Origin of the sequence: Acinetobacter sp. RW6, from assembly GCF_041956835.1 — a bacterium.
In the GTDB taxonomy this organism is placed as follows: domain Bacteria; phylum Pseudomonadota; class Gammaproteobacteria; order Pseudomonadales; family Moraxellaceae; genus Acinetobacter; species Acinetobacter calcoaceticus.
The window spans coordinates 3,107,949-3,131,579 of record NZ_CP167121.1; the positions used below are offsets into that span (position 1 = coordinate 3,107,949).

Genomic DNA, 23,631 nt, shown 5'->3' on the forward strand with positions numbered 1-23,631 from the left:
GCGGGGATTTTTTTAATGGCCTTGAAGACCATCTTTAATTTTCTGCTGTAAATCTCTAATATCTTGAATATTCACTTTCATCGTACCCTCACGATAAGCGTCGACATTACTTCGATTAATATTCAAATCTTTTAACATTTCAAAGATACCATTGGTCGGGTCAGAGGACTGTATTCCCCCTGCTACCGCTAAAATATACTCTTGCAAAAACGGAGAAAATTGAGACAAATCTGGCTGGGCCATGACTGGCTGATAATCTACCGTAGTCATGCCTTCAGGGACTAAAGCATTCTGTATATCGTAATGAGTTTTATACTCACGATGTTGCAGAGCCTGACGCACTTTTTTATCTTCTTGAAATGGTACAAACCCCACCTCTTCACGCAGCTCAGATTCAGCCATAACGCGAATTGTAGGTAACGTAGCGACCTCTTCAGCTTGAACAGTCGGCAACCCCATAAAAGCAAATGCAGCAATGAAGGCTGATTGTTTTAGAAAGTTCATAACTTGCTCCAAAAATCACTCACCCTATTCAAATTAAAAAGATGATGATTAAATTAAAAGTATCTATAAATAGGCTACAACAAAGTCGAATTTGATTCAGTAATGCTCAGATAAACGGTAAATATAATTAAATTTTTTAATGTAATAGTACGGTTCTTCTATTTATTAAAACTGCATCCTATAAAGCACTCTATAACTTGAACAAAAGTGTTCAGATTATAGAGTGCGATTTATCTTATAAATTTTATTTGCTCTCTAACATCTCTTTTAAAGAATTCACGACTTGCGGAAATGTCGTATAACCTTCCCGTCCTAAAAAATGACCGCCATTAGGCACTGTAATGTACGGCGCATCAATTTCTTTAGCGAATTGAATGGTCAGTTTAGGCGGAACCAAATCATCGTTATCAGACAAATACACAAGCTTTTTCTTTATGTCATGAAAGTAACTCGTATCGACTTTGCTTTTTGTTATATAAGCATCGAGTGGAGAAAAATCTGAAATAGTTCCAGAAAATCCAGATACTAAAATCATTCCACCCATGTTTTGGTAATCATGTCTTTGCAAAAAGTGCAGTAAAGTAATGACGCCTAAACTGTGTGCAACAAAATAAGTATTTTCATCCACACTAGGGATCTGTTGATCTAAAACTTTCTGCCATGCATCTACATCTGGATGTTCAGAATCTGGAAATGGAATTAAGGTAACAGTCGTATGTTCATCTTCTATTTGATGTTTTAGATCTAAAAACCAGTGATCGTCGATAGAAGCAGAGTAACCATGAAGTACAAATATTTGACGCATGTTGTTCTCCCGAAGTTCAATTATTTTGGCATTTGTAACAAATGACATGAAGCCGAATAACACTAATAAAATGAGTTTTCTAATCATGGAACAAGTACCATTTTGAAAGATACAAACATGCTAAACTATGACATCACTGTTAAGGTCAACCCTATTTTATGAACCTTGCCAAAGTTGCCGAACTCACAAAAGTAAGCCCTCGTATGCTGCGTTATTATGAGAGTTTAGGGCTTATACAGCCTCTTCGAGCGAGTAATAACTATCGAAGTTATACGCAAAAAGATATTGAAAATGTTAAGAAAATTAAAATATTAAATGATGCGGGAATGAATCTAAAAGACATTCAGGCTTTGTTACCTTGTTTTGATTTAGATGAACGCGTATTTACGCTATGTTCAGTAGTTCAAGAAAAGCTGCAAACTGAGCTCATGCACGTGTCCCAGCAGTTAATCAAACTACAAACTTCTCAAAGTTTATTACAATCTTTTTTAAGTAAAGGGAAAGCTGAGAGCACCAATCCATAAATTTTGATGCTCACGTTCAATTTATTCTTTTAAATCTCCCTCTAATGCAGCTACGTTCCTTTTCTTAATTTTTTCAACTTTTGCATTCAGCTTTAAAACATCTTGGTAAAGCTGGTTAAATTTTTTGACTTGAGCATTTTCATGAAAAAGAATCATCTGGTCTTTCTTTTGCCATGGATAGTTTTTTAGAAGTTTAAACATTTGTTCTGCTTTATCTAAAATTTGTAGCTCAATCATAAAAATTGCATGATCTTGATCAGCCTTTTGTTGAGACCCCAATTTCATTTCCAGCAGTTGCCTCATCTCTGCATCCACAGATAATTCCTGAACTTTTGCTAAGAAAGTTTTATGAATTTTTTCATATTGAGTTTGATATTTATCTGAAGCCGTACGAACATCGGCTAACATTTTTTCTGTTTCCACATACTTCTGTTTTTTATCAATATCTAAACGATCAACATTTAAAAAAGTATCCCACTTTGCTGCTTTTAATTCTCTTAAATATTCATTACGTGCATTTATATTTTGAATCCAATAACTTAAGAGAAATTCTGAAATTTGCTTATAGTGACCTGCTAAACGTTTATCGTGAATATCAAGTTGGATGGGTTTAGACCAGTCTTGTGCTTGGTCATAAAGCTGGTTCATTTTTTCAGTCATGACCACATCAAACATTTGGCTACTGTCTTTGGCCTGTTGTTGTTTGATATGTTGATAGGTGAAAAAAATAATACTCGTGATAACAACCAGACTTGCAATTGCAATCAAAACTCGGCGCATACACACCTCCTATTTCCCTTCTTATAGTTTTGCTCTTTATAGTTATGAAATAGAGCTTATATCTTATTTATATGCCATTTATTTCACAATACGCAACACTCTATTCGCTATTCAAAGCTTTAAATCCTTGTGCATCATCCCTATTATGATGGGTAATTAAAATTTATGAGATTCTCCCATGCGTGTTGATGTCTGGTCTGATGTAGTTTGTCCTTTCTGTTATATCGGCAAAAAACGCCTTGAACATGTAGCAGCTGAAGCAGGTATTGAGCTTGAAATTCACTGGCATAGTTTTGAATTAGATCCTGATGCGCCAGCAAAACATGACACATCAAATACAGAACGTTTGGCTAAAAAATACGGCCGTACCTATGAAGAGATGGAAGAAATGGAGCGTAATATTGCGGCCATGGCTACCTCTGAAGGTATTGATTTCCAATGGCAAAAGGCTAACTCTGGCAATAGTTTCAATGCACACCGTATTATTCACCTTGCGCAAAGCAAAGGCTTAGGCAACCAAGCAAAAGAAGCTTTTTTCCATGCTTATATGACCGAAGGTTTAGCAATTGGTGAACGTGAGGTTGTTGAAGAAATCGCTTCTCGTATTGGCCTTGATAATGCCGAAGTTGAATTTGTATTAGATACAAATGAACTATCTGACTTTGTTCGTCATGATGAAAAAATTGCGAAAGAACAGTTAAATGTTACTGGCGTACCATTTTTTGTATTTGACCAAAGAATTGCGCTCGCAGGTGCTCAACCACGTGAAGTCTTTTTAAACGTCTTAGAGCAAGCACAGCTCAAAGCAAATGCTGAAGAAGTTGAACAGGATGATGCGGCTATTTGTAATGATGAATCATGTGATATTCCACAGAAATAAATCAGCACAATTAAAAGTGTGATTAAATCGTATGTTTTATCACCATTTTAGCAATAGAGCGTTCTAAAAAAAGAACTATCTAATTGTTTAAAATCAGTTTATCATTGCCGCTTAGAATATTCGCGCTGTAATGTTCTGTTTTTTATGTGTTTAATGATCGGAATTTGAAGTTTCCTTGATCTATCATCCCCCTTAACTGGGGGATTTTTTTATGTAAAAATAATCGCTACTAGCTTAAACTTTTTAATTTCTTTCAAATATGTAAGAAAAGTTAAATTTACTTAACTTTTGTGTCGTCCTCTTGATTTTATTAGAAAAATAAACAAAAGTGGAAACAACAACAAAACATAAAGATAGATATGAAAACATTTCATGTAATGCCGTACCGGCAGCTTTTTGCACTTTTAACGCTTGGATTCGGTTCAGTATGCATTACTCATGCAGAGACCACCTCTTCTTCCTCAAACCAGCAGGTAGGAGGTTCGTCATCTGGAGTCCAAACTGAAGTCACAACAGATGAAAATCTTCTAGATCAGATTCCGCGCTGGGTAGATGCAACCCCCACCATTTTTCCAGAGCAGTCTAATCAACCTATTGTTCCACCTACCGAACAAACAGAAGATCAGACATGGGTTGATCGTAAACAAAAGAATATTCGCAATTGGGCTGATCGTACTTCTGAAAAAATTGACAACTGGTTTGGTGAAGTCGATCCACAGAAACCTGCGACAGCAACTGTTCGCGTAATGGTCGATAACTATTGGAATGAATACGATAACTTTGAAATTAAGCCCAGAATACGAGGTAGGATTAAGCTACCTACTCTAGAAAAACGTCTAAGCATCGTGTTTGGTGATGACTCTTTAGATAACGAATTTGATAATAGCCCAGCCAATATTAACCAGAACCCGAATCAAGATTCAAATAAGAAGCTAGATGGTAAGCAAACTCGAGATGACAACAGTTCAATCGCATTACGTTGGTCAGATTTCTCGAAAAAATTGCCTTTTGAAACAGATGCTGACTTAGGTATTCGTTCTGGAGATGATATTTACGTTCGTTTAAAAGCATCAAGAGATTGGCAATTACGTAATGATTTTAAATTTTATGCTGAGCAAATTTATCGTTATGGCATAGATAGTGAAAACTACTTACGTACCAACCTTGAACTTACACATGCCAGACCAAACCACCCGATTTTATCGAATCAGTTCAGCTTAACCTATGCCGATGACCAAGACGATGATTTAGAATGGGAAAACCGGACTTTCCGCCAACATAGTTTCTTTGCAAATAATCGTTTTAACTATGGTATTTATACCAGTGGTTATTACAACGACAATGACTTACGTTTAAATAGTTGGGGGCCTTTTGTTTCATGGCGTCAACCCGTTTTACGTGAATGGTTCTTTGTTCAGGGAGATGTAAATTACTTTAATGACCACCGTGAAGATCGCAACCATTTCGTCAGCACATTCTTACGTCTAGAAGCACTTTTTTAAGCCTGCAAACATCACCTTGGAAACTTCATTCAAGGTGATGAATAATAAAACACTTTTAAATAAAAATTTAAGCTTAGCCTCTTAAAATATTATTCTAATTTTTGATTCTTTTTTATTCTGAACGATGAATCAATTCTCTTCTTTTTCATTTCACTACAGATCAACTGTCTTAGTTTGTATTTATAGTCTGGGCGTATTGGCTTTACTTCCGCATACTCATTTTTTTTACAGTTCTATAAAGCACCAACGTTCAAGACGACATTCCTACTCGTCGAACCAACTCAGCAAAGCAAAAAGACTATCTCTGCCATTTTCACTCTCCCCTTGTGAAATAGAGACAAATAATGGTTTACCCGATGTAGCTTTAATTCAAGAACTTATGGCTGTATTTGGAAATGATACATTATGGAAGCGTGCAACCCAGCCTGAACACCCTTATAAAGCCTTGGGTAAGAAAAAGAAGAAGGCTTCATCAAATCAAGCTGCACCAACTAATCCACTCAGTGCAAGCTGGGCCACCATTTCAACCTGGATGCCTTTTGAAAATAATCTTGATCTAGGTTCAAACTCAGAAAATGATGTCTATGTACAATTTTTGGCAAAGAAAAAGTGGAACTTAAGACATAACATTAGTTTGGATACTGAACAGGTCTTTCGTTACGGTTCGACCAGCCGGCACTATACTGAAACCACTCTCAACCTAACGCAGAAAATGCAAGATAACACATTATTTTCTAATAAATTTAATGTAAATAAGAGTGAAAATGAAGATTACAACTGGGGAAATTGGACTTTCCAGCAATATCAATTTTTAAAGGATAATCATCTTACTTACGGTGTCTATAGTGGTGGCATATATACCAAAAATGACATTCGTTTGAACAGTTGGGGACCTTATATTTCATGGCGCCAGCCTGTGTGGCGAAATTGGCTTTTTATGCAAAATGACCTTAATTTTTTTAACCATATTGATGATGATCCGAGACATCAACTTAGCGTTCAAATGAATCTAGAAGCTAATTTTTAGTCAAAAATTACCAAATTGTGGATAACTCTTTCTTTATCCACAAAAAAGCCCCTGAAGGTTCAGAGGCTTTTTTTATAGTGAATTATTTCAGCAATAAGCTATTAATACGTTTTACATAAGCTGCTGGGTCTTCTGGCAAACCGCCTTCAGCAATAACGGCCTGATCGAAAATCACATTTGCCAAATCATCAAAATGTTCTGAACCTTCAAGTTTTTTCACTAATGGATGCTCAGGGTTAATTTCTAAAATTGGTTTGATTTCAGGAACTTCTTGTCCAGCTTGTTTTAACATGCGAATAAGTTGAGGTGATAACTCACCTTCGCTTGTTACTAAACACGCAGGAGAGTCGACCAGACGCGTAGTTACGCGTACTTCTTTGGTTTTCGCTTTCAATGAATCACTTAGCTTATCAACAACAGGTTTGAATTGTTCAGCTGCTTGCTCAAGTGCTTTTTTCTCTTCAGCATCTTGCAAGTCACCTAAATCAACCGCGCCTTTAGAGACATTCTTTAATGGCGTACCTTCAAACTCTTGAACAAAGTTCATTGCCCATTCGTCAACACGCTCTGCCATTAATAAGACTTCTATGCCTTTTTTCTTGAACAACTCAAGCTGTGGCGAGTTTTTCGCTGCCGCTAAACTGTCAGCAGTTACATAATAGATGGCTTTTTGGCCCTCTTTCATACGTGCCTTATAGTCAGCGAAAGAAGTCGTCACTTCATCATTTGTTGAAGTCGCATAACGCAATAATTTTAAAATACGTTCGCGGTTACCAAAGTCTTCGCCCAAGCCTTCTTTAATAACTGAGCCAAACTCACTATAGAAGGTCTTGAATTTTTCTTGGTCTTGTTCATCTTCCGATTTAGCTAAACCATCAAGCACAGTTAATACACGGCGTGCATTACCTTCACGAATCGTTTTTACATCACGACTTTCTTGTAGCAACTCACGGCTTACATTAAGCGGTAAGTCGGCACTATCCACCACACCTTGAACAAAACGTAGATAATTTGGAATTAAATTATCTGCATCATCCATAATGAACACTCGTTTTACATAGAGCTTAATGCCCGCTTTTGCTTCACGAGTAAAAATGTCATGTGGTGCTTTACTTGGAATATAAAGTAATTGGGTATATTCGGTGCTACCTTCAACACGGTTATGCGCCCAAGCCAAAGGCGCTTCAAAGTCATGCGTTAAGTTCTTATAAAACTCTACGTATTGCTCTTCAGTCACTTCACTCTTGTTACGTGTCCATAAAGCACTTGCCGAGTTGATCGCTTCCCACTCGCCAGTTTTGACCATTTGACCGCCTTTAGACTCTTCGCCTTCAGCTGCCTCTTCCTCTTGCCAAACTTCTTTTTGCATTTCAATTGGCAAGCTAATGTGGTCAGAGTATTTATTAACGATCTGCTTAACTTTATAAGATTCTAAATAATCAAGCGCGTCATCACGCAAGTGAAGAATGATGTCAGTACCACGTGAAGCCTTATCAATTTGCTGAACTTCAAACTCGCCTGTACCACCACTAATCCAACGCACCCCTTCAGATGCATCTAGACCTGCACGGCGTGATTCCACTGTAATTTTATCAGCAACAATAAAACCTGAGTAAAAGCCCACACCAAATTGACCAATCAACTGAGCATCTGCTTTTTGATCACCAGTCAATTTTGACATGAAATCTTTAGTACCCGATTTTGCAATCGTACCCAAGTTATCAATCGCTTCTTGTTGGTTTAGACCAATACCATTATCAGAAATTGTTAAAGTTTTATCTTCTTTATTTAAAATGACTCTTACATGTAAATCTGGATCATTTTCATAATATTCAGGATGGTTAATTCCTTCAAAGCGCAACTTATCACATGCATCTGAAGCATTAGAGATAAGCTCGCGTAAGAAAATCTCAGGGTTAGAATAGAGAGAATGCGTCACTAAATGTAAAAGCTGTGCAACTTCCGCTTGGAAACTATAATTTTGTGATGCTTGTTCACTCATAAATCACTCCTTAAATTTTGAAGTCTGTTTGTTCTCGAATGCTTTATGAATGGAGGACTTCTAGAATTTTTCAATCCTGAATATTAAAAATTTTTACTCTAATTAAAATGGACCATGGCTTAGCACTCTATCTTGCAATATTGTGTCTAACTGCTTTTGACGTTGTTGATAAGCTTTAGCAATACAACTTACACCAGCCGCACAAGCATTTCTTTTTTTCAGCCATTGGTATTGAGCATCTTTTTGATTATCACGTCCGCCCATTGGTAAAGCATGCAGAACAATTTGATAGGTTGTTGCCATTTTTACATCTGCATCATTTAAGGAACGGTTTTTACAAATACTTTTTTCCGTTTTCGTTTTTGCAGCATCACACGAGAAACTTGCTGCTTGCAAACTCTGTGTAAAAGCAATACCACTAAAAAGAGCCAAACACATCGCTAATTTGTTATTCATGATTTTATTCCCATGTCTGTAATGAATAAAAATTAGTTTAGAAAAAAATATGCATAAGATGTGTAGAAAACTGTCTGTTTTATGCTTTTTTTAGTGCAAGTAAAACTCATAAAAAAACCTCACATAAAATATATGTGAGGTGCCTGAGTCTAGGTTTATTATTATATTGTTCTATTTATTATTATGCTTAAAATTTATAGCTATAACCTAAAGTGTAAACAAACGGATTAATATCTAAATCAAACTTATAATTAGCAACTGAAGGATCAATTGTTACTTCAGGACTAATATCCATATAACGAACATCTACAAATACTCCCCAGTTTTTAGCATCAGCAGGCTGAAAATTAAAACCAACTTGTCCTGCTACACCAAAATCTTCTTTAACTTTTACCGCTACCCCTTCTTCATCCCAAGGAATAAATGCTGTAGCACCAACACCAATATATGGTGTGAAACGTGTCGAGTTTTTAAAATGGTATTTGGCAGTAATCGTTGGCGGTAACTGTTTAATACGCGCTACCTTGTTTCCATCTAACAAAACATCATGATTAATAGGTGTTGCTAATAATAACTCTGCGGAAAATGGAGATTGGCCAAAAAAGTATTCTACTGATGGCGTAAATGCATATTCATGATCTGCTTTTACCACACCCAAAGGAGTTGTTGTGTCTTCCGAAGGAGCGATAACACTACCACCAAATTTCACTTGCCAGTTACCAGCGAAAGTAAAAGAAGACATCCCCATTAATGCAACAACCAAAACTTTTTTGAACACTTTAATATCTCCAAACTTATTTATATTTATAATAAACACGTATTTTAAAATCATGCAATACTCATTATAAAACTATTTTATTTTTTATTTTTAAATAACTGTTTTAAATAAAATTATATATTAACCAACTATTTTAATTGGTTTTAAAACCAACCTTATTAATCAAGATTATTTTATATTACCAACTATTTTAATATACTTTTTAATTCTGAGTATTTTAATATAATTTATTTTAAATACATCTTTTATTTATTCAATAAAAAACCTTCTTAATTTAAATCTAAAGATCATCATTAAGAAGGTTAATCATTCAATATTTTATAAAAATTTATAAAACCATTGCAGCAATCCAGCCAAAAATTAATAGCGGAATATTAAAATGAATAAATGTAGGTACAACCGTATCCCAAATATGATCATGTTGCCCATCTACACCTAAACCAGCTGTTGGCCCTAAGGTTGAATCAGAAGCTGGTGAACCCGCATCCCCTAATGCTGCTGCTGTCCCAATAAGGGCAATAGTCGCTAATGGTGAAAATCCAAACTGTACGCATAAAGGTACATAAATGACAGCAAGTACAGGTACACTTGAGAAAGATGAACCAATACCAATTGTGACAAATAAACCAATACAAAGCATTAAGAAAGCCGCAAGTGCTCGGTTATCTCCGATAATATCGACTACACCGTTCACTAGCTGATTAATATCTCCCGTATGGGTCATCACTGATGCGAAGCCTGCAGCGGAAATCATAATGAAACCCACCAGGGCCATCATCCGCATGCCTTGTACAAAGACATCATCTGCATCTTGCCACTTAAAAATTCCAGCAGTAGATAGAACAGCAAAACCGACTAAACCGCCCAAAATCATTGAACCGGAATAGAGCTGTGCAGCGAGTGTCAGACCAATTGCAAGCAATGCCATAAAAATGGTTTTCTTGGCAATCACTGGTGCTTGCTCTGCCTCATGCTTTAACTCTTCAGCATCTGCTTTTAAGTCAGCTGTTTCGACTTGAGTAGTTGCACGAAGAGGCTTATCTAAATCAATCGTTGTGGTTGGCGTAATAGCGCGATCGGCATAAATCCTTGGTTTACGGTAGCTAATAAATACAGCAACCAAAGTACCTAAAACCATTCCTAAAACAGGAATAGCCATGCCAATTGACATCATGCCACGCTCTACATGCAAGCCGTACGCTGCACCTACCTTGTTGATATTTCCCATCAAAATTTGTTCAAGGAAAATTGCACCAAACCCAACCGGAAGAAAAATATAAGTTCCGACTAAACCTAGAGTAAGCACACAGGCTGCGGCTCTACGGTCTAACTTTAAATGGTTCATTACCCGTAATAATGGCGGAACGAGTACAGGAATAAAGGCAATATGAACCGGGATAAGGTTCTGAGAGAAAATAGCTGAAATAAGTAAAATACCTAATAGTAGATATTTCACTTTAGTTTGACGGCTTTTTCCCGCTTCCATTCCCAACAAACCAATAAGTTTATGAGCAAGTAAATCAGGTAAACCAGATTTTGAAAGTGCTAGAGCGAATGCTCCTAGCACTGCATAGGCAAGTGCGACTTCAGCACCATCACCAAGACCAGCGTTAAAGGCATCAACGGTTTGAGAAAGGCTTAAACCTGCTACGAGGCCGCCTACAATGGCAGAAACCACTAAAGTCAGTACGACAGAAACGCGCGCCAGTGATAATAAAAACATCACTGCAATCGCAATAACGACAGCATTCATGAATAAATTCAGAGCAAAACAAAAGGCGATATTCTATCAGATTCAGATCTATGAAGCCGAAAATATCGCCGAATTAACTGTTTTATGCAGTCACTCAATCATTAAGCTTGAGCCTTAATAAACTGACGAATATGATCTGCAATTTTCGCAGGCTCACTCAGAATTGCCCAGTGATTTGCCTCAAGCTCTACATATTCAAATTTTTCTACCCATTTTGGCATAGCCTCAGTGATATATTCAGGGCTCACAAAAGTATCATATTTTAAAATAACCGCTTTGACTGGGCACTGTGCATAACGTTGACGTGGGCCAGTTAAACGAGGAATAAAATTGGCACGATATAAATTAATGCCATATTTACCATCAGCACTAATATTATTATTTAAAGGTAAATTACTTTTCCTCTCTAATTGAGTCAGAACTTTCCCCCATTTTTCAGGGCTAAAAAGAGACCACACTGTTGGTGCTAGTAACGGAAGATGAAATGCACCGATATACCAAGATTTGGTTAATATTTTTAAGATTTGACCTGGTGAAGATTTAAATTTATCACGCAAAAATAAAGCGGCATGGTCAAGGCATGGTCCAGAAATTGTTGTATATGACAATAAACGCCCTTTAAACTTAGGCTCTGTTGCCGATTCCCAAGACTGGATAGAGCCCCAATCGTGCGCAGCCATATGAAATTGACGATTTGGCAATAACTCATCAACAACTTCTTGTAAGTCTAGAGATAAACGCTCTAAACGGTAATCACGTATACGTTTTGGTATAGAAGACAAACCCGCCCCACGTACATCATAGGTGACAATGTAGAAGTCATTGATTAAATGTTCAATGATTGATTCCCATACTTCTTGATTGTCAGGATAACCATGTACTAAAACCAACGGTGTATTTTTTTCGTCGCCCCATGTCTTGGCACAAAGCGTTTGTTGGTCACTTGTTGTTACTGTATGAACTTTTGGCTGCATAATCATTTCCTATCTTGTTTTTCAATCGATCATGTCGTTAGTCGGATAGAGCATTGCCATCAATATAAAAAAGATGATACTTATCTAGTATGAATACTGTTTCAATAAAAAAAATTGACTATTATGGCTATTTTAAGAAGACTTCAGAACAATCCTACGATTTCAAAATTTCTATTTAATCACTACCCTCCTTATCGGGGAGCAGGGATTTATATTGAAATCATGAATTTAGAACTTTGTCATGTACGAGTAAAAATGCCTCTGACTTGGAAAAACCAAAATTTGGTTGGAACGCATTTCGGGGGCAGTATTTATTCAATGGTTGATCCATTTTATATGATGATTCTGCTGCATCATCTCGGATCAAAATATATTGTTTGGGATAAAGCTGCTGAAATTAATTTTCTTTCCCCTGGTCGAAGCACTGTCCATGCAGATATTCGAGTAGACTTGGCTGAAATTGAGCAAATTCGTGAACTTGCAGACAACTTCGAACCTGTTTTAAGAACCTATCATTTAAACATTTTTGATGAAACTGGAGTAAGAATTGCTGAAGTTCAAAAAACGCTTTATATCAGACGTAAAAAAGCAAAACCCTTTCAACAATAAAAATAAGCGCTGAATAAGCGCTTATTTTTATTAATGTGCTAAATTTTTATTTTTTCTCTTCAATCGCTGCACCAGCACCACCACCAATCGCACCGCCAATTGCAGCACCAGAGTCACCACCCAATATTGCTTTACCTACCACAGAACCGATACCCGCTCCGATCGCGCTCTTAGTCGTGGTTTGCTTACTACCGCCTTGGGTATTTGAACCAACTCCAGCACCTACGGCTGCACCTAAGCCTGCACCCACACCACCGCCTACATGGTTACCTAAGCCACCACCTAGTGCACCACCTGCTGCTGCTGCACCAATACGTTGGTCAGATGGGCTCATATTTTGACAACCTGTAAACATAAGCGTAGACAGCATCACAGCAGAAACTAATCCAATTGTTTTTTTCATGACCATACTCACTATTATCTGTTCTAATAAAAAGCATAATCCTCTTTTATGAGGAATTTGATCACATTGTGTTATTCGTCTGTCCTAATCGATTGATATTTTGTAAAGCTCTTCCTTTTACACCTATTCTTTGAAATTTTAATTATAAAAAAGGCATAAAAAAGAAGTCTCTAATAAGGATAAAGACTTCTAAGGTTTAAACATTATTAAGGGGACTTTTAGTACTTCCCTTTCTTCTCTTCATAAGCTGCGCCAGCACTACCACCTAGTGCTCCGCCTGCAGCAGCACCAGTATCACCACCAATGATTGCGCCACCTAACACGGCACCCACACCGGCACCAATTGCACTATTACGTACTGTTTTACTGTTGGACCCTTTTGCATTAGCTGCAACACCTGCACCAAGTGCCGCTCCTAAACCTGCACCAATATTACCGCCCACATGTTTTCCTACAGCCCCGCCTGCACCACCGCCAATCGCAGCTGAACCAATACGTTTACTTTCTGGGCTTGCATTTTGACAACCAACAAGCAAAGTTGTTGACATCAAGCCAACACTAACAATCATCATCATTTTTTTCATTAGATTTACTCCAGTCTTCATAAGCATGTAGCCTAATAGGTTTTTGTGGAGGGTTTATCCCGCTTAAGTAATGAAATAATGGCTCTTCAATATGTTTTTGTAATTACCACTTTTAATTGTTATAAATAAAAAAGGCACCCTTAGGTGCCTTTTTTAGTGCCAGTCTAAACTTAGAATTGTTCTGAGTTTAATGCTTGGCTGAATGCTTGGTCTACTTCGCTGAAGTCATTGTGAAGCTCATGTTCAGCAGCTTCTGCTTCTTGACGACGACGTTCTAGGTGGTATGCAAGACCAGTACCAGCTGGAATCAAGCGACCTACTACAACGTTTTCTTTCAAGCCACGTAAATCATCTTCTTTACCTGTTACAGCCGCTTCAGTTAACACACGAGTTGTTTCCTGGAACGATGCAGCAGAGATGAACGAGTCAGTAGAAAGCGATGCTTTAGTGATACCCATCAATAGACGTTCGAACTTCGCAGGGAACTTGTTCTGAGCCAAGACAGCTTGGTTCTCTTGAACAACGCGGATGTAATCCACTTGCTCGCCTTTGATGAAGCTTGTATCGCCACCATCGGTGATATCAACTTTACGCAACATTTGACGTACGATAACTTCAATATGTTTGTCGTTGATTTTTACACCTTGGAGACGGTATACGTCTTGAACTTCGTTCACGATGTAGTTAGTTAATGCAACTTCACCTTTCAAACGTAAGATGTCATGCGGGTTTTGTGGACCATCAGAAACAGTTTCACCACGGTTCACATGCTCGCCTTCGAACACGTTGATTTGACGCCATTTTGGAATCAACTCTTCGTAGATCTCAGAACCATCATCAGGGCTAATTACCAGACGGTTTTTACCCTTAGTCTCTTTACCAAAGCTTACAACACCTGAAACTTCAGCAAGAATTGCATGCTCTTTCGGCTTACGTGCTTCGAACAAGTCAGCTACACGCGGAAGACCACCGGTAATATCACGAGTACGTGATGTTTCTTGTGGTACACGACCAATAACGTCACCCACACCAATCGTTTCGCCATCGCGAACAGTTACGATTGTGTTTTGTGGCAAGAAGTAGAACTGTTCGCCGCCATCTGTTGTATCCAACACGATTGCAGGACGTAAATCTTTACCAGAAGCAGGACGAGCTGTTACAGGTAAGATTTCAACGGTAGTCATACCAGTTGCATCATCAGTTTTTGATGTTGCAGTTACACCATCAGCGATTTGGCTGAAACGTGCTTTACCAGCAACTTCTGTAACAAGTGGATGCGTATGCGGATCCCAAGTCGCCACAATACCGCCAGCTTCTACAGATTCACCATCTTTCAACAAGATGCTTGCACCGTAAGGAAGTTTATAGCGCTCGCGTTCACGACCTAAATCATCGGCAATACCAATTTCACCTGAACGAGAAACTGAAACCAAGTGACCTTTTGCATGTTGTACAGTTTTCACGTTATGGAAACGTACAGTACCTTTGTTACGTACTTGAACACTGTTTGCAGCAGAAGTTCGGCTCGCAGCACCACCAACGTGGAACGTACGCATCGTTAACTGTGTACCTGGTTCACCAATAGACTGTGCTGCCATTACACCTACTGATTCACCTGGGTTAACCAAGTGACCACGTGCAAGGTCACGGCCATAACATCTAGCACATACACCAAAAGCAGATTCACAAGCAATTACTGAACGTACTTTGACTTCATCCACACCCGCTTCTTCAAGATGAGCTGCGATTTTTTCGTCAATTAACGTACCGCGAGGTAATACAACTTCATCATCAGACGCACGACGTACATCTTCAGCAGTTACACGACCTAATACACGGTCACGTAATGGCTCGATAACATCGCCACCTTGAATGAATGGAGTCATCACTAGACCACCCGCTGTACCACAGTCAGGCTCAGTAATTACCAAATCTTGTGCTACGTCTACAAGACGACGTGTCAAGTAACCAGAGTTCGCAGTTTTTAATGCTGTATCGGCCAAACCTTTACGCGCACCGTGTGTTGAAATGAAGTACTGAAGTACTGTCAAACCTTCACGGAAGTTCGCTTTAATCGGCGTTTCGATAATCGAACCGTCCGGTTTTGCCATCAAGCCACGCATACCAGCAAGCTGACGAATCTGTGCCGCACTACCACGGGCACCAGAGTCAGACATCATATAGATGCTGTTGAATGATTTTTGCTTCTCGTCTTCACCTTGTTTGTTTTTCACAACGGTATAAGACAAGTTATCCATCATTGCTTTAGCAACTTGGTCGTTTGTACGCGCCCAGATATCGACAACTTTGTTATAACGCTCACCAGCAGTTACGAAACCTTGTTCGAACTGTTGTTCGATTTCACGAACTTCTGTTTCTGCTTTATCAATAATTGTGTGCTTAGTAGGTGGAATTAACATGTCTTCCATACCTACAGATACACCTGAACGAGTTGCTTGACGGAAGCCCAAGTACATTAATTGGTCAGCAAAGATAACTGTATCTTTCAAACCAAGTTTACGGTAACAAGAGTTGATTAACTTTGAGATATTCTTTTTAGTCATCTCAAGGTTGATCATGTCAAAGCTTAAGCCTTGTGGAACAACTTCCCAAAGCAAACAACGACCTGGTGTTGTCTCAACAATAATAGTGCCGTGTTCACGTTCGCCATCTTCATTGATAACAGTTTGATGCACACGTACTTTAACACGAGCATGAATCGCAACCTGACCAGTTGCAAGTGCACGGTTTACTTCGTGAGTATCAGCAAACACCATGCCTTCGCCTTTAGCATTTACTGCATCACGTGTGATGTAGTAAAGACCCAAGACAACGTCCTGAGAAGGAACGATGATCGGCTCACCATTTGCTGGTGACAAGATGTTGTTTGTTGACATCATCAATGCACGAGCTTCTAACTGTGCTTCAAGTGTCAATGGAACGTGTACCGCCATTTGGTCACCATCGAAGTCGGCGTTAAACGCAGCACAAACGAGTGGGTGAAGACGGATTGCCTTACCTTCAATAAGAATAGGTTCAAATGCTTGAAGACCTAAACGGTGAAGTGTTGGCGCACGGTTCAACATTACTGGATGTTGACGAATTACAGAAGCAAGAACGTCCCAAACTTCTGGAGTCTCACGCTCAACCATTTTCTTCGCAGCTTTAATGGTTGTTGCCTGACCTGAAGCTTGTAGTTTCGCGAAAATGAATGGCTTGAATAATTCAAGTGCCATTTTCTTCGGAAGACCACATTGGTGAAGACGTAAAGTAGGACCTACAGTAATTACCGAACGACCAGAATAGTCAACACGCTTACCAAGTAAGTTCTGACGGAAACGACCTTGTTTACCTTTGATCATATCTGCCAAAGATTTTAATGGACGTTTATTAGAACCGGTAATTGCACGACCACGACGACCATTATCAAGCAATGCATCTACAGACTCTTGTAACATACGTTTTTCGTTACGTACGATGATGTCTGGTGCTGCAAGATCAAGAAGACGCTTCAAACGGTTGTTACGGTTAATGACACGACGATATAAATCGTTCAAGTCAGAAGTCGCGAAACGACCACCTTCAAGTGGAACTAATGGACGTAAATCAGGTGGAAGTACCGGAAGTACATTCATCACCATCCATTCTGGCTTGTTGTTTGAATCGTTGAATGCTTCCATCAATTTCAAACGTTTAGACGCTTTTTTCAACTTCGTTTCAGAAGTTGTTTGAGGAATTTCTTCACGTAAACGTGCGATTTCAGCTTCAAGATCGATATCTTTTAATAAGTCCTGAATCGCTTCTGCACCCATTTTCGCAGTGAATTCATCACCGTGCTCTTCAAGTGCATTGAAGTATTCTTCGTCTGTTAAAAGTTGATACTTTTCAAACGGAGTCATACCAGGATCAGTTACAACGTATGATTCGAAATACAATACGCGTTCGATATCACGAAGCGTCATATCAAGTAATAAACCGATACGAGATGGTAACGATTTTAAGAACCAGATATGTGCAACTGGAGAAGCGAGTTCAATGTGCCCCATACGTTCACGACGAACTTTCGCTGTAGTTACTTCAACGCCACATTTTTCACAAATGACGCCTTTGTATTTCATACGCTTGTATTTACCACACAAGCATTCGTAATCTTTTACTGGACCAAAAATTTTGGCACAGAACAAACCGTCACGTTCTGGTTTGAAAGTACGGTAGTTAATTGTCTCAGGTTTTTTAACTTCACCATGAGACCATGACTTAATCATTTCTGGTGACGCAAGACCAATACGGATACGGTCAAACTCAATTGGTGCATGACCATCTGAGTCCGTTTTCTTACGCATGATATCGAGCAAGTCTTTCAATTTTTTTCTCCGTGTGTCGGGAAGCAACGCTTACCCGACTGGGTCACAAATATTGTTTTTTCCTAAAAAATCGTGAGTCTTACGACTTAGTCACCATTTTTCAGTTCAATGTTGATACCTAAAGAACGGATCTCTTTGGTCAATACGTTGAACGATTCAGGCATACCCGGATCCATATAATGGTTACCATCTACAATATTCTTATAGATGCGTGTACGACCTTCAACGTCATCCGACTTAACAGTTAACATCTCTTGAAGTGTATATGCTGCGCCGTAAGCTTCGAGTGCCCAGACCTCCATCTCACCGAAACGCTGACCACCGAACTGTGCTTTACCACCAAGCGGCTGTTGTGTAACAAGTGAGTAAGAACCAGTTGAACGCGCATGCATTTTGTCATCAACCAAGTGGTTCAATTTGAGCATGTACATGTAACCTACAGTTACAGGACGATCAAACTGTTCACCCGTACGACCATCAAACAATACTGTTTGACCTGTACGCGAAATATCAGCTAATTCAAGTAAGTCTTTAATTTGGCTTTCTTCAGCACCATCAAATACAGGAGTAGCTAAAGGCACACCAGCACGTAAGTTGCCTGAAAGTGCTAAGACTTCAGCATCAGTTAAGCTATCAAGATCTTCTTGCTCGCCGCCGACTTTGTTATAAATCTTGTCTAAGAATTCGCGAAGTTCTAAAACTGTGCGCTGTTCTTTCAACATTTTTTCGATTTTATCACCAAGCCCTTTAGCTGCCATACCCAAGTGAGTCTCAAGAATCTGACCCACGTTCATACGAGATGGTACACCCAATGGGTTCAATACGATATCTACCGGCACACCGTTAGCATCGTGTGGCATGTCTTCAACAGGTAAAATGTTAGATACAACACCTTTGTTACCGTGACGACCAGCCATTTTATCACCAGGCTGAATACGACGTTTAACTGCTAGGTAAACCTTAACAACTTTCAGAACGCCAGTTGTTAACTCATCACCAGTTGAAAGCTTACGTTTCTTCTCTGCAAACTTCTCATCAATTTCTGCGCTCTTCTCTTTCAAGAATACTTGAATTTGAGATAAACGTTCAGCAATTGCTTCGTCTGTAGGTTGGATTTCAAGTAAGTCAACAAGTTCTAAACCAGACAACATATCTGCAACGAGCTTGTCGCCACGTTTAGTCGAACCACCACCGTTAGACTCTTGGCCGTTAAGCAAACGAATTACACGCTCACGAGCTGCTTCTTCAAAGATCTTGTATTCTTCTTTCAAGTCTTTACGGTAAGCGTCAAGCTGTGCTTTTTCAATTGCCATCGCACGGTCATCTTTCTCTAAGCCATCACGAGTGAAGACTTGAACATCGATAACTGTACCTTTAGTACCAGATGGAACACGTAAAGATGAGTCTTTAACGTCAGCTGCTTTCTCACCAAAGATTGCACGAAGCAATTTTTCTTCAGGAGTTAACTGAGTTTCACCTTTAGGCGTTACTTTACCAACAAGGATGTCACCAGCAGTAACTTCCGCACCGATATAAACGATACCTGACTCATCAAGTTTAGAAAGTGCAGCTTCACCTACGTTAGGAATATCAGCAGTAATTTCTTCCGCACCTAACTTAGTATCACGCGCTACACATGATAATTCTTGAATATGAATAGAAGTTAAACGGTCTTCTTGAAGTACACGCTCAGATAATAAGATCGAGTCTTCGTAGTTGTAACCATTCCACGTCATGAACGCTACACGCATGTTTTGACCAAGCGCAAGCTCACCCATATCTGTTGACGGACCGTCTGCCAGAATGTCACCGCGAGCAACTTTGTCGCCCAAATTCACGATAATATTTTGGTTGATACAAGTGTTTTGGTTAGAACGTGTATATTTAATGAGGTTGTAAATATCTACACCAGCCTCACCTGCAATCATTTCATCTTCGTTTACACGAATAACGATACGAGAAGCATCTACATATTCAATCGCACCACCACGGTTTGCGATCACACATACGCCTGAGTCACGTGCAACGTTCGCTTCCATACCTGTACCTACAAGCGGTTTATCCGCACGTAGAGTAGGAACCGCCTGACGTTGCATGTTTGAACCCATCAATGCACGGTTCGCGTCATCGTGTTCAAGGAATGGAATAAGTGATGCAGCTACAGATACAACCTGCTGTGCAGATACATCCATATGCGTCACTTTTTCAGGTGGCATACGTACAAAGTCACCTTGGTGACGAACAGAAACAAAATCTTCTGTTAAGTTACCATCTTTATCTATCGCAGAATCGGCCTGTGCAATAACAGTACCTACTTCTTCAATAGCAGAAAGGTATTCAACAGCATCAGTTACTCGGCCATCTACCACTTTACGGTAAGGTGTTTCCAAGAAACCAAAATCATTCGCTTTTGCATAAACAGAAAGCGAGTTGATCAAACCAATGTTTGGACCTTCCGGCGTTTCAATTGGACATACACGACCATAGTGAGTTTGATGTACGTCACGTACTTCAAAGCCCGCACGTTCACGCGTTAAACCACCAGGCCCAAGCGCTGAAACACGACGTTTATGTGTAATCTCAGATAATGGGTTGTTTTGATCCATAAACTGAGACAATTGGCTCGAACCAAAGAATTCTTTGATTGCAGCTGCAACTGGTTTTGCGTTAATGAGATCTTGCGGAGATAAATTATCTGTTTCTGCTTGGCTTAAACGTTCTTTAACAGCACGTTCAACACGAACCAAACCAACACGGAATTGGTTTTCAGTCATTTCACCAACAGAACGTACACGACGGTTACCTAAGTGATCGATATCATCGACTTCACCTTTACCGTTACGGATTTCAACTAATGTACGTAATACATCGATGATATCTTCGTGCGATAAAATACCTTCTACTTCACGTGACTTCTGGTCAGTACCAACTTCGTATGGGCGACCCAAACGACGGTTGAATTTCATACGACCTACTGGAGATAAGTCATAACGTTCAGAAGAGAAGAATAAGTTATTAAATAAGTTTTCAGCAGCTTCTTTTGTTGGTGGCTCGCCTGGACGCATTACTTTATAGATTTCAACTAATGCTTCTTCACGACCAGATGTTGTGTCAGCACGTAATGAGTCAGCAACAAATGAACCACGGTCAATATCGTTCGTAAACAAGATATTGAACTGTTTAACACCGCCTTCTGCCAGTTTCACCATAACTTCATGGCTTAACAATGTATTTGCAGCAATCACATCACCATTACGTAAAGTAATATCTTCAGCAGTGATACGCTCATACAGGTATTCATCAGGAACTGATAGCTTAGCTAAACCAGAAGCTTCCATTTGACGTACGTGACGTGCATTAATACGTTTACCTTGCTCAACAATGATTTTGCCATCATTGTCTGCAATATCAAATTGCGCCATTTCGCCACGCAGACGATCTGGAACGAGATCAATTTGATAACTACCCATATCAAGATATACAGGCACTTTTTCATAGAACAAATTCAAAATTTGTTCATTGTTATAACCCAATGCACGCAACACAACAGTTGCTAATAATTTACGACGACGGTCAATACGTACATAAACTAAATCTTTTGCATCAAATTCGAAATCTAACCATGAACCACGGTAAGGAATAATACGTGCAGAATAAAGTACTTTACCACTTGAATGTGTTTTGCCTTTATCGTGATCAAAGAACACACCAGGTGAACGGTGTAATTGAGATACGATTACACGCTCAGTACCATTGATCACAAAGGTACCATTGTCTGTCATGAGTGGCATTTCACCCATGTAGACTTCTTGTTCACGTACGTCTTTAATAGATTTAGTTTCGCGATCTTTAATAATCAAACGAATTTTTACGCGCATTGGTGCCGCATAAGTCGAACCACGTAAAATACATTCACGCACATCAAACTCAGGCTTACCAAGGCTATACTCAACAAATTCTAAAGCAGCATTGCCAGAATAACTTTCTATAGGGAAAACTGAACGAAATGCGGCTTGGAGACCGATATCTTCGCGGTTTTTTGGAGATTTGCCACCTTGCAAGAACGTTCTATACGAATCGACCTGGATCGAAAGTAAGTACGGTGCTTCCATTACTTGGGGCAATTTACCAAAATTCTTACGGATCCGTTTCTTTTCGGTATATGAGTATGCCATCTGGAGTCCTCGGAAAGTAAACCAAGCCCGCCTGCAGAACGGGCTCAGAAGGAATTACACAGGCCGATATGGCCACCACTGTTTACAAATGCTGCAATTTTTAGTGGTATTAAAACGCTTAACAATATTTTTTAAAAAGAAAAATATTGGTAAACATTTGAAATTACTATGATTATTCTAAAACACGACAATTATTGTACAGAACAAACAAAAATCGAGCCGATTATTGTAACGCAAAAAGGCTGATGACCCAAGAGCCATCAGCCATTTTATGGAGCCGATTTAAAAACCGACTCCTTTTACAATTACTTAAGTGTAACTGTAGCACCAGCTTCTTCAAGTTTCTTCTTAAGTTCTTCGCCTTCTTCTTTAGAAACGCCTTCTTTAAGAACTTGAGGAGCACCTTCAACTAGGTCTTTAGCTTCTTTAAGACCAAGGCCAGTTGCTTCACGAACTGCTTTAATTACAGCTACTTTGTTAGCACCAAAAGAAGTCAACTCAACGTTGAATTCAGATTGTTCTTCAGCAGCAGCAGCAGCAGGAGCAGCAGCTACAGCTACAGCAGCAGCAGATACGTTGAATTTTTCTTCAAAAGCAGAAATAAGTTCAACAAGTTCAAGAACAGTTTTTTCAGCAACTGCGTTTAGGATTTCTTCGTTTGTTAAAGCCATGAGATTAACTCCAAATGGGTATTGAATGGTGTGGAAGTAGATTTAAGCTTAAGCAGCTTCTGACTCGTTTTTCTCTTGAAGCGCTGTAAGTAAGCGACCCAATTTCGAAATAGGAGCTTGAAGAACAGATGCGAGCATAGTAAGCGCTTTTTCTTGGTTTGGAAGGTTTGCGATAACGCTAACTTCAGCACCTTGATAAAGTTTGCCGTCAAATGCAGCAGCTTTTAATTCAAATGCTTTGTTAGTTTTAGCAAATTCTTCAAACAAGCGTGCAGCTGCACCCATATCGTCTTCAGAAGTTGAGAATGCTAAGATTGTTGGGCCAACAAGGTTGTCATTCAAGATTGCAAATTGCGTATCTTGAAGAGCACGTTTAGCCAAAGTATTACGTACAACACGTGTAGCAACACCTAGTTTACGAGCTTCAACACGAAGAGCAGTTAATTGCTCAACAGTTAAACCTTGATAGTCAGCAACAACGGCAGCGAACGCTGTAGAAGCAGTTTGAGCCACTTCAGCAACGATCTGTTTTTTGCTTTCAATAAGAAGAGCCATTGTAAAACCTCCTAACGGTGATTTATGTACTCAAAAAAGTACACTCCCAATTCGCAAGTCAACAAAGATTTGACTTACACGCGGAGGAGGAATAAATCACACCACCGCGTCTACGCAGGCTGGGCTATTAAGAAGATATTCAAAAGAAGTCTCTTCGCCTGTGGTCTTTGACGCTGATAAATTTACATTTATCAATTCAAAGTCCGCCTGATGAGTGAGGAAACAAAGCATTACTTTGAATGAGTATAAAAAATCTATGATTTTTTATACTCTGCCCTCAATCAG

General features: G+C 39.1%; 19 protein-coding genes. 5 read left to right on the forward strand and 14 right to left on the reverse strand.

The features are described from left to right. Positions 1-12: 12 nt before the first annotated feature. Together ACB088_RS14695 and ACB088_RS14700 are read right to left on the reverse strand one after the other, a co-directional pair. Positions 13-504, reverse strand: coding sequence for a hypothetical protein (locus ACB088_RS14695; protein WP_375037309.1), 492 nt, complete (start codon positions 502-504; stop codon positions 13-15). A 244-nt stretch (positions 505-748) separates the two neighbouring features. Next, the gene (locus tag ACB088_RS14700) at positions 749-1,396 is read right to left on the reverse strand and encodes an RBBP9/YdeN family alpha/beta hydrolase (RefSeq protein WP_375037310.1); all 648 of its coding nucleotides are present in this window, start codon (positions 1,394-1,396) and stop codon (positions 749-751) included. A gap of 71 nt (positions 1,397-1,467) precedes the next feature. Between ACB088_RS14700 and ACB088_RS14705 the strand changes: the two genes are divergently transcribed. Beyond that, positions 1,468-1,833, forward strand: coding sequence for a MerR family transcriptional regulator (locus tag ACB088_RS14705; RefSeq protein ID WP_375037311.1), 366 nt, complete (start codon positions 1,468-1,470; stop codon positions 1,831-1,833). Between the two features lie 21 nt (positions 1,834-1,854). Here the strand turns inward: ACB088_RS14705 and ACB088_RS14710 are convergent, their stop codons facing one another. Beyond that, positions 1,855-2,613 (reverse strand): hypothetical protein, encoded by a 759-nt coding sequence (locus tag ACB088_RS14710; RefSeq protein ID WP_375037312.1) that lies wholly within the window; start codon positions 2,611-2,613, stop codon positions 1,855-1,857. A 178-nt stretch (positions 2,614-2,791) separates the two neighbouring features. Between ACB088_RS14710 and ACB088_RS14715 the strand changes: the two genes are divergently transcribed. The 3 genes from ACB088_RS14715 to ACB088_RS14725 all read left to right on the forward strand — a co-directional run bounded on the left by ACB088_RS14715 (position 2,792) and on the right by ACB088_RS14725 (position 6,022). Further along, complete coding sequence (locus tag ACB088_RS14715) at positions 2,792-3,493, forward strand: DsbA family oxidoreductase (protein WP_375037313.1); 702 nt, start codon at positions 2,792-2,794, stop codon at positions 3,491-3,493. Between the two features lie 359 nt (positions 3,494-3,852). Continuing rightward, the gene (locus tag ACB088_RS14720) at positions 3,853-4,995 is read left to right on the forward strand and encodes a hypothetical protein (protein ID WP_375037314.1); all 1,143 of its coding nucleotides are present in this window, start codon (positions 3,853-3,855) and stop codon (positions 4,993-4,995) included. A gap of 124 nt (positions 4,996-5,119) precedes the next feature. Beyond that, positions 5,120-6,022 (forward strand): selenocysteine synthase, encoded by a 903-nt coding sequence (locus tag ACB088_RS14725; RefSeq protein ID WP_375037315.1) that lies wholly within the window; start codon positions 5,120-5,122, stop codon positions 6,020-6,022. A gap of 82 nt (positions 6,023-6,104) precedes the next feature. Here ACB088_RS14725 and htpG read toward each other — a convergent pair whose 3' ends face one another. The 5 genes from htpG to ACB088_RS14750 all read right to left on the reverse strand — a co-directional run bounded on the left by htpG (position 6,105) and on the right by ACB088_RS14750 (position 11,991). Then, positions 6,105-8,024 carry a molecular chaperone HtpG gene (gene htpG, locus ACB088_RS14730; RefSeq protein ID WP_375037316.1) on the reverse strand — a complete coding sequence of 640 codons (1,920 nt, stop codon included), beginning with the start codon at positions 8,022-8,024 and terminating at the stop codon, positions 6,105-6,107. A gap of 102 nt (positions 8,025-8,126) precedes the next feature. Next, on the reverse strand, positions 8,127-8,480 hold the full coding sequence (locus ACB088_RS14735) for a lysozyme inhibitor LprI family protein (protein WP_375037317.1): 354 nt from the start codon (positions 8,478-8,480) through the stop codon (positions 8,127-8,129). A 187-nt stretch (positions 8,481-8,667) separates the two neighbouring features. Continuing rightward, positions 8,668-9,258 (reverse strand): OmpW family protein, encoded by a 591-nt coding sequence (locus ACB088_RS14740; protein WP_375037318.1) that lies wholly within the window; start codon positions 9,256-9,258, stop codon positions 8,668-8,670. A 328-nt stretch (positions 9,259-9,586) separates the two neighbouring features. Then, positions 9,587-11,011 (reverse strand): Na+/H+ antiporter family protein, encoded by a 1,425-nt coding sequence (locus tag ACB088_RS14745; RefSeq protein WP_004640760.1) that lies wholly within the window; start codon positions 11,009-11,011, stop codon positions 9,587-9,589. 101 nt (positions 11,012-11,112) lie between these two features. Then, positions 11,113-11,991, reverse strand: coding sequence for an alpha/beta fold hydrolase (locus tag ACB088_RS14750; protein ID WP_133747511.1), 879 nt, complete (start codon positions 11,989-11,991; stop codon positions 11,113-11,115). 117 nt (positions 11,992-12,108) lie between these two features. Here ACB088_RS14750 and ACB088_RS14755 point away from each other — a divergent pair, with 117 nt between their 5' ends. Further along, entirely contained in the window at positions 12,109-12,594 is a 486-nt protein-coding gene (locus ACB088_RS14755; protein WP_005045166.1) for a DUF4442 domain-containing protein, read from the forward strand. A gap of 46 nt (positions 12,595-12,640) precedes the next feature. Here the strand turns inward: ACB088_RS14755 and ACB088_RS14760 are convergent, their stop codons facing one another. The 6 genes from ACB088_RS14760 to rplJ all read right to left on the reverse strand — a co-directional run bounded on the left by ACB088_RS14760 (position 12,641) and on the right by rplJ (position 23,346). After that, positions 12,641-12,997, reverse strand: coding sequence for a hypothetical protein (locus ACB088_RS14760; protein ID WP_003654509.1), 357 nt, complete (start codon positions 12,995-12,997; stop codon positions 12,641-12,643). Between the two features lie 218 nt (positions 12,998-13,215). Further along, positions 13,216-13,581 carry a hypothetical protein gene (locus ACB088_RS14765; RefSeq protein ID WP_004640753.1) on the reverse strand — a complete coding sequence of 122 codons (366 nt, stop codon included), beginning with the start codon at positions 13,579-13,581 and terminating at the stop codon, positions 13,216-13,218. Positions 13,582-13,751: 170 nt separating this feature from the next. Next, the gene (gene rpoC / locus ACB088_RS14770; RefSeq protein ID WP_017391399.1) at positions 13,752-17,945 is read right to left on the reverse strand and encodes a DNA-directed RNA polymerase subunit beta'; all 4,194 of its coding nucleotides are present in this window, start codon (positions 17,943-17,945) and stop codon (positions 13,752-13,754) included. A gap of 86 nt (positions 17,946-18,031) precedes the next feature. After that, complete coding sequence (gene rpoB / locus ACB088_RS14775; protein WP_199989963.1) at positions 18,032-22,120, reverse strand: DNA-directed RNA polymerase subunit beta; 4,089 nt, start codon at positions 22,118-22,120, stop codon at positions 18,032-18,034. A gap of 305 nt (positions 22,121-22,425) precedes the next feature. Continuing rightward, positions 22,426-22,791, reverse strand: coding sequence for a 50S ribosomal protein L7/L12 (rplL, locus tag ACB088_RS14780; RefSeq protein ID WP_005037257.1), 366 nt, complete (start codon positions 22,789-22,791; stop codon positions 22,426-22,428). A 48-nt stretch (positions 22,792-22,839) separates the two neighbouring features. Beyond that, positions 22,840-23,346, reverse strand: a complete 507-nt coding sequence (gene rplJ, locus ACB088_RS14785; RefSeq protein WP_005037259.1) for a 50S ribosomal protein L10 — start codon at positions 23,344-23,346, stop codon at positions 22,840-22,842. Positions 23,347-23,631 lie beyond the last annotated feature (285 nt).

Bases quoted from the DNA above. Each gene is read 5' to 3' on its own strand.
- ACB088_RS14695 (WP_375037309.1), bottom strand. From the start codon at position 504: ATGAACTTTCTAAAACAATCAGCCTTCATTGCTGCATTTGCTTTTATG.
- ACB088_RS14700 (WP_375037310.1), bottom strand. From the start codon at position 1,396: ATGATTAGAAAACTCATTTTATTAGTGTTATTCGGCTTCATGTCATTT.
- ACB088_RS14705 (WP_375037311.1), top strand. From the start codon at position 1,468: ATGAACCTTGCCAAAGTTGCCGAACTCACAAAAGTAAGCCCTCGTATG.
- ACB088_RS14710 (WP_375037312.1), bottom strand. From the start codon at position 2,613: ATGCGCCGAGTTTTGATTGCAATTGCAAGTCTGGTTGTTATCACGAGT.
- ACB088_RS14715 (WP_375037313.1), top strand. From the start codon at position 2,792: ATGCGTGTTGATGTCTGGTCTGATGTAGTTTGTCCTTTCTGTTATATC.
- ACB088_RS14720 (WP_375037314.1), top strand. From the start codon at position 3,853: ATGAAAACATTTCATGTAATGCCGTACCGGCAGCTTTTTGCACTTTTA.
- ACB088_RS14725 (WP_375037315.1), top strand. From the start codon at position 5,120: ATGAATCAATTCTCTTCTTTTTCATTTCACTACAGATCAACTGTCTTA.
- htpG (WP_375037316.1), bottom strand. From the start codon at position 8,024: ATGAGTGAACAAGCATCACAAAATTATAGTTTCCAAGCGGAAGTTGCA.
- ACB088_RS14735 (WP_375037317.1), bottom strand. From the start codon at position 8,480: ATGAATAACAAATTAGCGATGTGTTTGGCTCTTTTTAGTGGTATTGCT.
- ACB088_RS14745 (WP_004640760.1), bottom strand. From the start codon at position 11,011: ATGAATGCTGTCGTTATTGCGATTGCAGTGATGTTTTTATTATCACTG.
- ACB088_RS14750 (WP_133747511.1), bottom strand. From the start codon at position 11,991: ATGATTATGCAGCCAAAAGTTCATACAGTAACAACAAGTGACCAACAA.
- ACB088_RS14755 (WP_005045166.1), top strand. From the start codon at position 12,109: ATGGCTATTTTAAGAAGACTTCAGAACAATCCTACGATTTCAAAATTT.
- ACB088_RS14760 (WP_003654509.1), bottom strand. From the start codon at position 12,997: ATGAAAAAAACAATTGGATTAGTTTCTGCTGTGATGCTGTCTACGCTT.
- ACB088_RS14765 (WP_004640753.1), bottom strand. From the start codon at position 13,581: ATGAAAAAAATGATGATGATTGTTAGTGTTGGCTTGATGTCAACAACT.
- rpoB (WP_199989963.1), bottom strand. From the start codon at position 22,120: ATGGCATACTCATATACCGAAAAGAAACGGATCCGTAAGAATTTTGGT.
- rplL (WP_005037257.1), bottom strand. From the start codon at position 22,791: ATGGCTTTAACAAACGAAGAAATCCTAAACGCAGTTGCTGAAAAAACT.
- rplJ (WP_005037259.1), bottom strand. From the start codon at position 23,346: ATGGCTCTTCTTATTGAAAGCAAAAAACAGATCGTTGCTGAAGTGGCT.